At 59.0% G+C, this 7,332-nt stretch carries 3 protein-coding genes and 1 pseudogene; 3 read left to right on the forward strand and 1 reads right to left on the reverse strand.

Annotation, left to right across the window (positions count from 1 at the left end; genetic code table 11):
* The first annotated feature begins 330 nt into the window (after positions 1–330).
* The 3 genes from C7534_RS28665 to C7534_RS28675 all read left to right on the forward strand — a co-directional run bounded on the left by C7534_RS28665 (position 331) and on the right by C7534_RS28675 (position 6,725).
* Positions 331–2,217 carry a DUF1302 domain-containing protein gene (locus C7534_RS28665; protein ID WP_109787841.1) on the forward strand — a complete coding sequence of 629 codons (1,887 nt, stop codon included), beginning with the start codon at positions 331–333 and terminating at the stop codon, positions 2,215–2,217.
* Positions 2,218–2,245: 28 nt separating this feature from the next.
* Entirely contained in the window at positions 2,246–3,610 is a 1,365-nt protein-coding gene (locus C7534_RS28670) for a DUF1329 domain-containing protein (protein WP_109787842.1), read from the forward strand.
* A 376-nt stretch (positions 3,611–3,986) separates the two neighbouring features.
* Positions 3,987–6,725 carry a LuxR C-terminal-related transcriptional regulator gene (locus C7534_RS28675; RefSeq protein WP_109787843.1) on the forward strand — a complete coding sequence of 913 codons (2,739 nt, stop codon included), beginning with the start codon at positions 3,987–3,989 and terminating at the stop codon, positions 6,723–6,725.
* A 100-nt stretch (positions 6,726–6,825) separates the two neighbouring features.
* Here C7534_RS28675 and C7534_RS28680 read toward each other — a convergent pair.
* A pseudogene (locus C7534_RS28680) lies at positions 6,826–7,332 on the reverse strand (calcium-binding protein); the annotation flags it as partial.

Below are 7,332 nucleotides of genomic sequence, written 5' to 3' on the forward strand. Positions count from 1 at the left end.
TCCCTGTGTGCCCGAAAGGGCACGCCAGGCCCACCAAGCAAGCGCTTGGCTTGTGTAATCCGGATTTTCAGCCATCCTTGCCGTGCCGACAGGTGTCGGACTGGCAAAGGACTGTTCCAGAGTGGCTGGCAGCTGCAAATCACACTTTAGAGGGATCAAGCTCTACTACCTGCTGGCTATAGTCCGCTCAAGGATTTTTAAGAACGGAGCTCACGTACAAACGGGGCGATTCAATTTTGGAGTGACTTCGGGACGCCTTGGTTCCCCGTCACCCACAACGTTTTTAGAAGTACTCACTGCCATAACAATAATGCACATGGAGTAGCGTCGATGACATCAGTAAACACGTTCTGGCGCCGGGCGAAATTGCCTCTGGCGGTCAGTCTCGCCTCTACGCTCGCCGGGCCTGCATTCGGCGTCAGTTTCAACGTTGGTGAAATCGAAGGTCAGTTCGATTCGTCGCTCTCCCTGGGTATGAGTGTCTCGACCCAACAGCCGAACAAGAATCTGATTGGCGTGAACAACGGCGGGCACGGCCTGTCACAGACCTCCGATGACGGTCACTTGAACTTCAAGAGCGGGCAAGCGTTCTCGAAGATCTTCAAGGGCATCCATGACCTCGAATTGAAATACGGCGATACCGGCGTGTTTGTCCGGGGCAAATACTGGTACGACTTCGCGCTGCAAGACGAAGACCTGGAATTCAAGAACGTCGAAAACGACGGTCGCAAGGAGGGCGCCAAATCTTCCGGCGGCCAAATCCTCGACGCCTTCGTCTATCACAACTACTCCATTGCCGATCAGCCGGGCTCCGTGCGTTTGGGCAAGCAGGTGGTGAGCTGGGGTGAAAGTACCTTCATCGGCGGCGGCATCAACTCGATCAACCCGATTGACGTGTCCGCGTTCCGTCGTCCAGGCGCCGAGATCAAGGAAGGCCTGATCCCGGTCAACATGTTCTACGTGTCGCAGAGCTTGACCGAGAACCTGTCGGCTGAAGCCTTCTACCAACTGGAATGGGACCAGACCGTCGTCGATAACTGCGGCACGTTCTTCTCTCAGCCAGACATCGTGGCCGACGGTTGCGACAACAACCTGCGCGTGCTGAACAAACGTTCGCAGATTCCAGCCATTGCGTTGGGCCCGTTGGCTGCCAACGGTGTCAACGTCGACGAGGAAGGTGTACTGGTTCAGCGCGGCGGCGACCGCGACGCACGGGACAGCGGCCAGTGGGGCGCATCCTTCAAGTACATGTTCGACCCGCTGGACACCGAGTTCGGCGCCTACTTCATGAACTACCACAGCCGTGCGCCGATCTTCAGCGCCACCGGTGCACCTCAGTCGGTCTACAACACGGCGGCTGCACTGCCAGGCCCATTCGCCGCACTCGCCCCGTTGCTGGTGGCCGGTAACTCGAAGTACTTCATCGAATACCCTGAAGACATTCGCCTTTATGGCTTGAGCTTCTCCACCACCCTGCCTACCGGTACCGCGTGGCAAGGTGAACTCAGCTACCGTCCAAACGCGCCGGTGCAGTTGAACTCCACTGACATCCTGTTCGCCGGTGTACGTCCGTTGGGCGGCGCACTGGGTAACGCTTCGTTGCTCTCTGCGGCTCCGGGTCAAGATCTGCACGGGTACAACCGTAAAGAAGTCACCCAGTTCCAGACCACCCTGACGCACTTCTTTGATCAGGTCATGGGCGCCAGCCGTCTGACCCTGGTCGGTGAAGTGGGCGTGACTCACGTCGGCGGCCTGGAAAGTACCGACGACGTCCGTTATGGCCGCGATCCGGTCTATGGTCCGGGCATGTTGCCAGCCACTGGCGCAGTCAATACGTGCGTGGCACTCAACACCAGCACCATCAACGGCGCCGGTCCGGGCACCGCCACCAACAACCGCAGCCGCAACTGCAACAGCGATGGCTTCACCACGGCGACTTCGTGGGGCTACCGCGGTCGTGCGATCTGGGAATACAACGACGTGTTCGCCGGTGTGAACCTCAAGCCTAACGTGGCCTGGTCCCACGACGTAGACGGTTACTCGCCAGGTCCTGGCGGCAACTTTGAGGAAGGTCGTAAAGCGGTGAGCCTGGGTGTCGATGCCGAGTACCAGAACACCTACACCGCGAGCCTGGCTTACACCAACTTCTTCGACGGCAAGTACACCACTGTAGATGACCGCGACTTTGTTGCGCTCAGCGTCGGCGTGAACTTCTAAGCACTGTTTTTTCAGGACGAACACACATATGAAAATAACAAAGAGTCTGTTCCATGCTGGTGTTCTGGGGCTTTCGCTGCTGGCGACGAGCGTGATGGCGGCGGTCCCTGCGGCCGAAGCCGACAAACTGGGCAAGAGCCTGACCCCGATGGGGGCCGAGATGGCGGGTAATGCCGACGGTTCGATCCCAGCCTGGAAACCAATGCCGAAAAACGCCGGCACCGTCGACAGCAAAGGTTTCCTGTCCGACCCGTTCGCCAGTGAAAAACCGCTGTTCACCATCACGGCGCAGAACGTCGACCAGTACAAGGAAAAGCTTGCCCCGGGCCAGTACGCGATGTTCAAGCGCTACCCGGACACCTACAAGATGCCGGTTTATCCGTCCCATCGTGGTTCGACCGTGCCGGATGACGTGTTCGCTGCCATCAAGAAGAACGCCACCACTACCACCCTGGTGTCCGGTGGCAACGGTCTGGAAAACTTCGAAACCGCTGTGCCGTTCCCGATTCCGAAAAGCGGTGTGGAAGTCATCTGGAACCACATCACCCGCTATCGCGGCGGCAGTGTGACCCGTCTGGTGACCCAGGCCACGCCACAGCCGAACGGCTCGTACAGCCTGGTGTACTTCCAGGATCAGTTCGTGTTCCGCGACAAAATGAAGGACTACGACCCGAAAAACCCGGGCAACATCCTGTTCTACTTCAAGCAGAAAGTGACCGCGCCAGCACGTCTGGCGGGTGGTGTGCTGCTGGTGCACGAAACCCTCGATCAGGTGAAGGAACCGCGTTCGGCGTGGGTCTACAACGCCGGTCAGCGTCGTGTGCGTCGTGCACCACAAGTGTCCTATGACGGGCCGGGTACCGCGGCGGATGGCCTGCGTACCTCCGACAACCTGGACATGTTCAACGGTGCGCCGGATCGCTACGACTGGAAGCTCGAAGGCAAAAAAGAGATGTACATCGCCTCCGACAGCTACAAACTCGACTCGCCGAGCCTGAAGTACGACGACATCATCAAGGCCGGTCACATCAACCAGGACCTGTCGCGTTACGAGTTGCGTCGGGTCTGGCATGTGGTCGCTACTTTGAAGGAAGGCCAGCGTCACATCTACGCCAAACGTGACTTCTACATCGACGAAGATACCTGGCAAGCCGCTGTGATCGATCACTATGACGGTCGCAATCAGCTATGGCGTGTGGCGGAAGCTCACTCCCAGCAGTATTACAACGTGCAAGTGCCGTGGTACACCCTGGAAGCCCTGTACGACCTGCAATCGGGTCGCTACCTGGCGCTGGGCATGAAGAACGAAGAGAAGTCGGCGTATGACTTCGGCTTCACCGCTACCACCAGCGACTTCACACCTGCTGCACTGCGTCAGGACGGGGTTCGCTAACCTGTACTGATCAGAGGCCGCATCCTCAAAAAACGCCCCGACTGGTTCGGGGCGTTTTTTTTTTTGACGTTCATAAAGCCCTGTGTAGCAGCTGCCGAGCCTGCGAGGCTGCGTCCGGCTGCGCAGCAGTCGTAAACCTGAGTACAAGGTAGTTCTGGAGAGTCGCAACGATTGATTTCACGACTGCTGCGCAGCCGAACGCAGCCTCGCAGGCTCGGCCGCTGCTACGGGGCAGTGTGGTTGCCGGATTGATCGACATATTTGCTTGTAGACTTTTTGTAGCCATTTGTAGCAATTACCTTCATTCCCTATCCGTTTACCGCTAGTCTGCGGACATCTGCAACGCCGCCACCCGTAATTCAAACAAGAGCCGGCCATGACTGATCTGTCCTCATCCCCGGGCCCATCAAGCGTTTCCATCGCGACATTGGACGGACGCTTTTTTCGGCCCCCATTGCCTGACGGCCATGTGCTGCGGCCTCGTTTGTGCGAGCGCCTGAGTGCCGGTCTCGGTGGCAGGCTGTTGCTGGTCAGCGCACCTGCCGGCTTCGGCAAGAGTTCATTGGCGGTAGAGTTCTGTCAGGCGCTGCCGGAGCATTGGCGAAGTCTGTGGCTGGGGTTGAGCCCTCGAGACAGTGATCCGGGGCGATTCCTTGAGCGGTTGCTCGAAGGGCTTCAGGACTACTTTCCGACATTGGGCTGTCAGGCGTTGGGTCTACTGAAAATGCGCCAGCGTCATCAGCCGTTCGCCTTTGAAGAATGGCTGGATGGATTGCTTGATGAGCTGGCCTTCCACCTGTCGCCCAGTACGCCTTTGCTGCTGGTGCTCGATGACTATCATCTGGCGCAAGGTCCGGTACTCGATCGTTGCCTGCAGTTTTTCCTCAATCACTTGCCCGATGGCCTGCTGGTCATGGTCACCAGTCGACAGCGTCCGGACTGGCACCTGGCGCGCTTGCGCCTGTCGCGCCAACTGCTCGAGCTGCATGAGCAAGACCTTCGACTGACCCATGAGGAAGCGCTCACGTTGCTTGATCGCCACAGCAGCTCATTGCGTGGCGAGGCCTTGGAAAGTCTGATCCAGCGTAGCGAAGGCTGGGTCGCGGGCCTGCGATTCTGGTTGCTGGCAGCCTCCGAGGCGGGGACTGACAGCGCATTGCCACAGTCGCTGCACGGTGGGGAAGGGCTGATTCGTGATTACCTGCTTGAAGAGGTCATCGATTGTCTGCCGGCTGAAGTGCAGCAGTTTCTTTATGACACCGCGCCTCAGGAACGTTTTTGCAGCGAGCTCTGCGACGCGGTACGCGAAGCCCATGACAGCGCCGAAATTCTGCGATTCCTTCAGGCACACCAAGTGTTTCTGGTGCCGCTGGACGAGCACGGCCACTGGTATCGCTATCACCACCTGTTTTCTGACCTGCTGCGCACTCGGCCTACCGCTCAGACGATAGTGCCGGTCGCCAGTCTGCATTTACGCGCGTGTCGCTGGTTCAATGCCCAGGGTCTGCTCGACGAGGCTGTGGAGCAGGCGTTGCGTGCCGGGCATCTGGACGTTGCCGCGAACCTGGTGCAAAACCTCTCGGAGGAACAACTGCTGGCCGAGCAAAACGTCGGCATGCTGTTGCGCTGGAAAATGGACTTGCCCGATAGCTTGTTGATCAGCACGCCCAGGCTCATCGTGCTCTACAGTTGGGCGTTGGGGATGGCCTGTCAGCTGGACGCGGCGCAGGAACTGGCGGCTCACTTGAGTCGCTTCCTGCCGGCCCCTTCGGCCACTGCGCAGAAGTCGATGCTGGCGCAGTGGCTGGCCCTGAGCGGCATCATCGCCCGGGGGCGTGGCAATCGCGAACTGACGCTGCTCTATTGCACCGAAGCGCTGCAGAGCCTGCCGGCCAAGCGCTACGGACAACGCTTGATGTGCCTCTCGACCCTGTCCAACCTGGCCATTGCCGACGGCGATTTGTGGCGCGCGCGCAGTTTGAATCGAGAGTCGCTGGAATTGGCACAAAGGGTCGGCAACCCGTTGTTTGAAGCACTGGCCCATTACGATCGCGCCCGTGTGTTGCAGGCACGCGGGGAAATCCTGCGCTCGTTGCAAGAGGTCCGTCAGGGGCTGCAACGCCTGCAAGGGTTATCCCCACAACGACTTTACGCGGTACGTGCACGGCTGACGTTATACGAAGGGCTCTTGCTGGCCTTGCGCATGCAACCGCAAGCCGCACGGTCGCGCTTGCAAGCGGGTCTGAGTGAAGCGCGTGCCTGTCGCGATATCAGCGTGCTCATCGGCCATTGTGTGATCGCCCGGCTTGAGGGCAGCAGCGGCGAGTTCGCCAACGCCTTCGCCGAACTGGCCGAGGCCGAGCGCCTGATGCACATCTGGGACGTGCCACCGATTTACTATCTGGCAATGATTACCCTGGTCAAATGTGAACTATGGCTGGCCCAGGGGCGCACCGATCTGGCCGAAGCCTGGCTGGCGCGCCTGGGGCAGACCTACACCGGTGAGCACGCCGCAGCGCCACCGGAATTCCATCCACAGTTGCCGCTGCATATCGAGTTACAGCAAGCCTTGCTGGACGTCATTCAAGGGCAATTGATGATCGCCGAAGGGCGGTTGAATGCATTGCTCGAGCATGGGCAGCAATCTGGCCGACAAATGCTCTGCACCTTGGCACTGACTCAAAAAGTCACCTTGTTTTTGGCCAGCGGGCGCGAACCCGAGGCCCGCAAGGCACTGGCCCAGGCGCTGGAAGCGGCGACCGGTGGCGCCTTGCAACCGTTCGACGGGTTGCTGGCTGAACATCCGTGCTGGCTGCGTGGGCAACTGCAATTGAGTGCTCCGACGGATGTTTCGCAGCAACTTGCAGAAAAACTGCCGTCGGTGGCCCTTCGTCCGACAGTGGAGTCGTGTTCGGGGGCAGAGCAGCTCAGCGCGCGTGAATTGGCGGTTCTTCAACTGATTGCCCAAGGGTGTTCGAATCAACAAATCAGCGACCAGCTGTTCATTTCGCTGCACACGGTTAAAACCCATGCGAGTCATATCAACAGCAAGCTTGGGGTGGAACGGCGTACGCAGGCGGTGGCACGGGCGAAGGCGTTAGGCGTGTTGGTTTAGCCGAAAACAGTGCACTTGAAACAAAAACGCCCCGATCAAGTCGGGGCGTTTTTGTTTGTATCCCCGACCTGTTCGACAGGTCGGGTCTTTCTATCGAGGCTTACGCCACCAGATCGTTGGCGTTGAACGTGTTGACGCCCACCAACTGGATTTCGAAGTCTGCCCCCGCGTTGCCACTGACGTTGCCCGACAACACGTGATCGATGAAACGCACTTGTCCTGCGCCGGTGAAGTCATTGGCACCGATAAAGGTGAAACCGTTGAAACCACCCTGCAGCAGGTTGGCATCGAACTTCGTCAGATCGATTTTATCGCCTTGCAGACTGCTGAAGTCGGTGATGACGTCGCGGCTGGCGCCGGTGCCCATTTGGTTGACGGCACCGAACACGAACGTATCGGCACCAGCACCACCGGTCAGGGTATCGACACCCGCGCCGCCGTCCAGGATGTTGTTGCCGGCGTTGCCGGTCAGGGTGTTGTTCAAATTGTTGCCGATCGCTGTAAAGGCGCCACTCCCCAGCAGCAGGACGTTTTCGACGTTCTGCAGATTGCTCAGGCTCAGGTCGACGACATTGTCCTGTGCGGTCGCGTTGTAGACGACGTAAAG

Source organism: Pseudomonas sp. OV226 (assembly GCF_003148705.1).
Taxonomy (GTDB): domain Bacteria; phylum Pseudomonadota; class Gammaproteobacteria; order Pseudomonadales; family Pseudomonadaceae; genus Aquipseudomonas.

What these genes read in the sequence shown, in the direction of transcription:
- C7534_RS28670 (WP_109787842.1), top strand. Translation starts at nt 2,246, where the DNA reads ATGAAAATAACAAAGAGTCTGTTCCATGCTGGTGTTCTGGGGCTTTCG.
- C7534_RS28665 (WP_109787841.1), top strand. Translation starts at nt 331, where the DNA reads ATGACATCAGTAAACACGTTCTGGCGCCGGGCGAAATTGCCTCTGGCG.
- C7534_RS28675 (WP_109787843.1), top strand. Translation starts at nt 3,987, where the DNA reads ATGACTGATCTGTCCTCATCCCCGGGCCCATCAAGCGTTTCCATCGCG.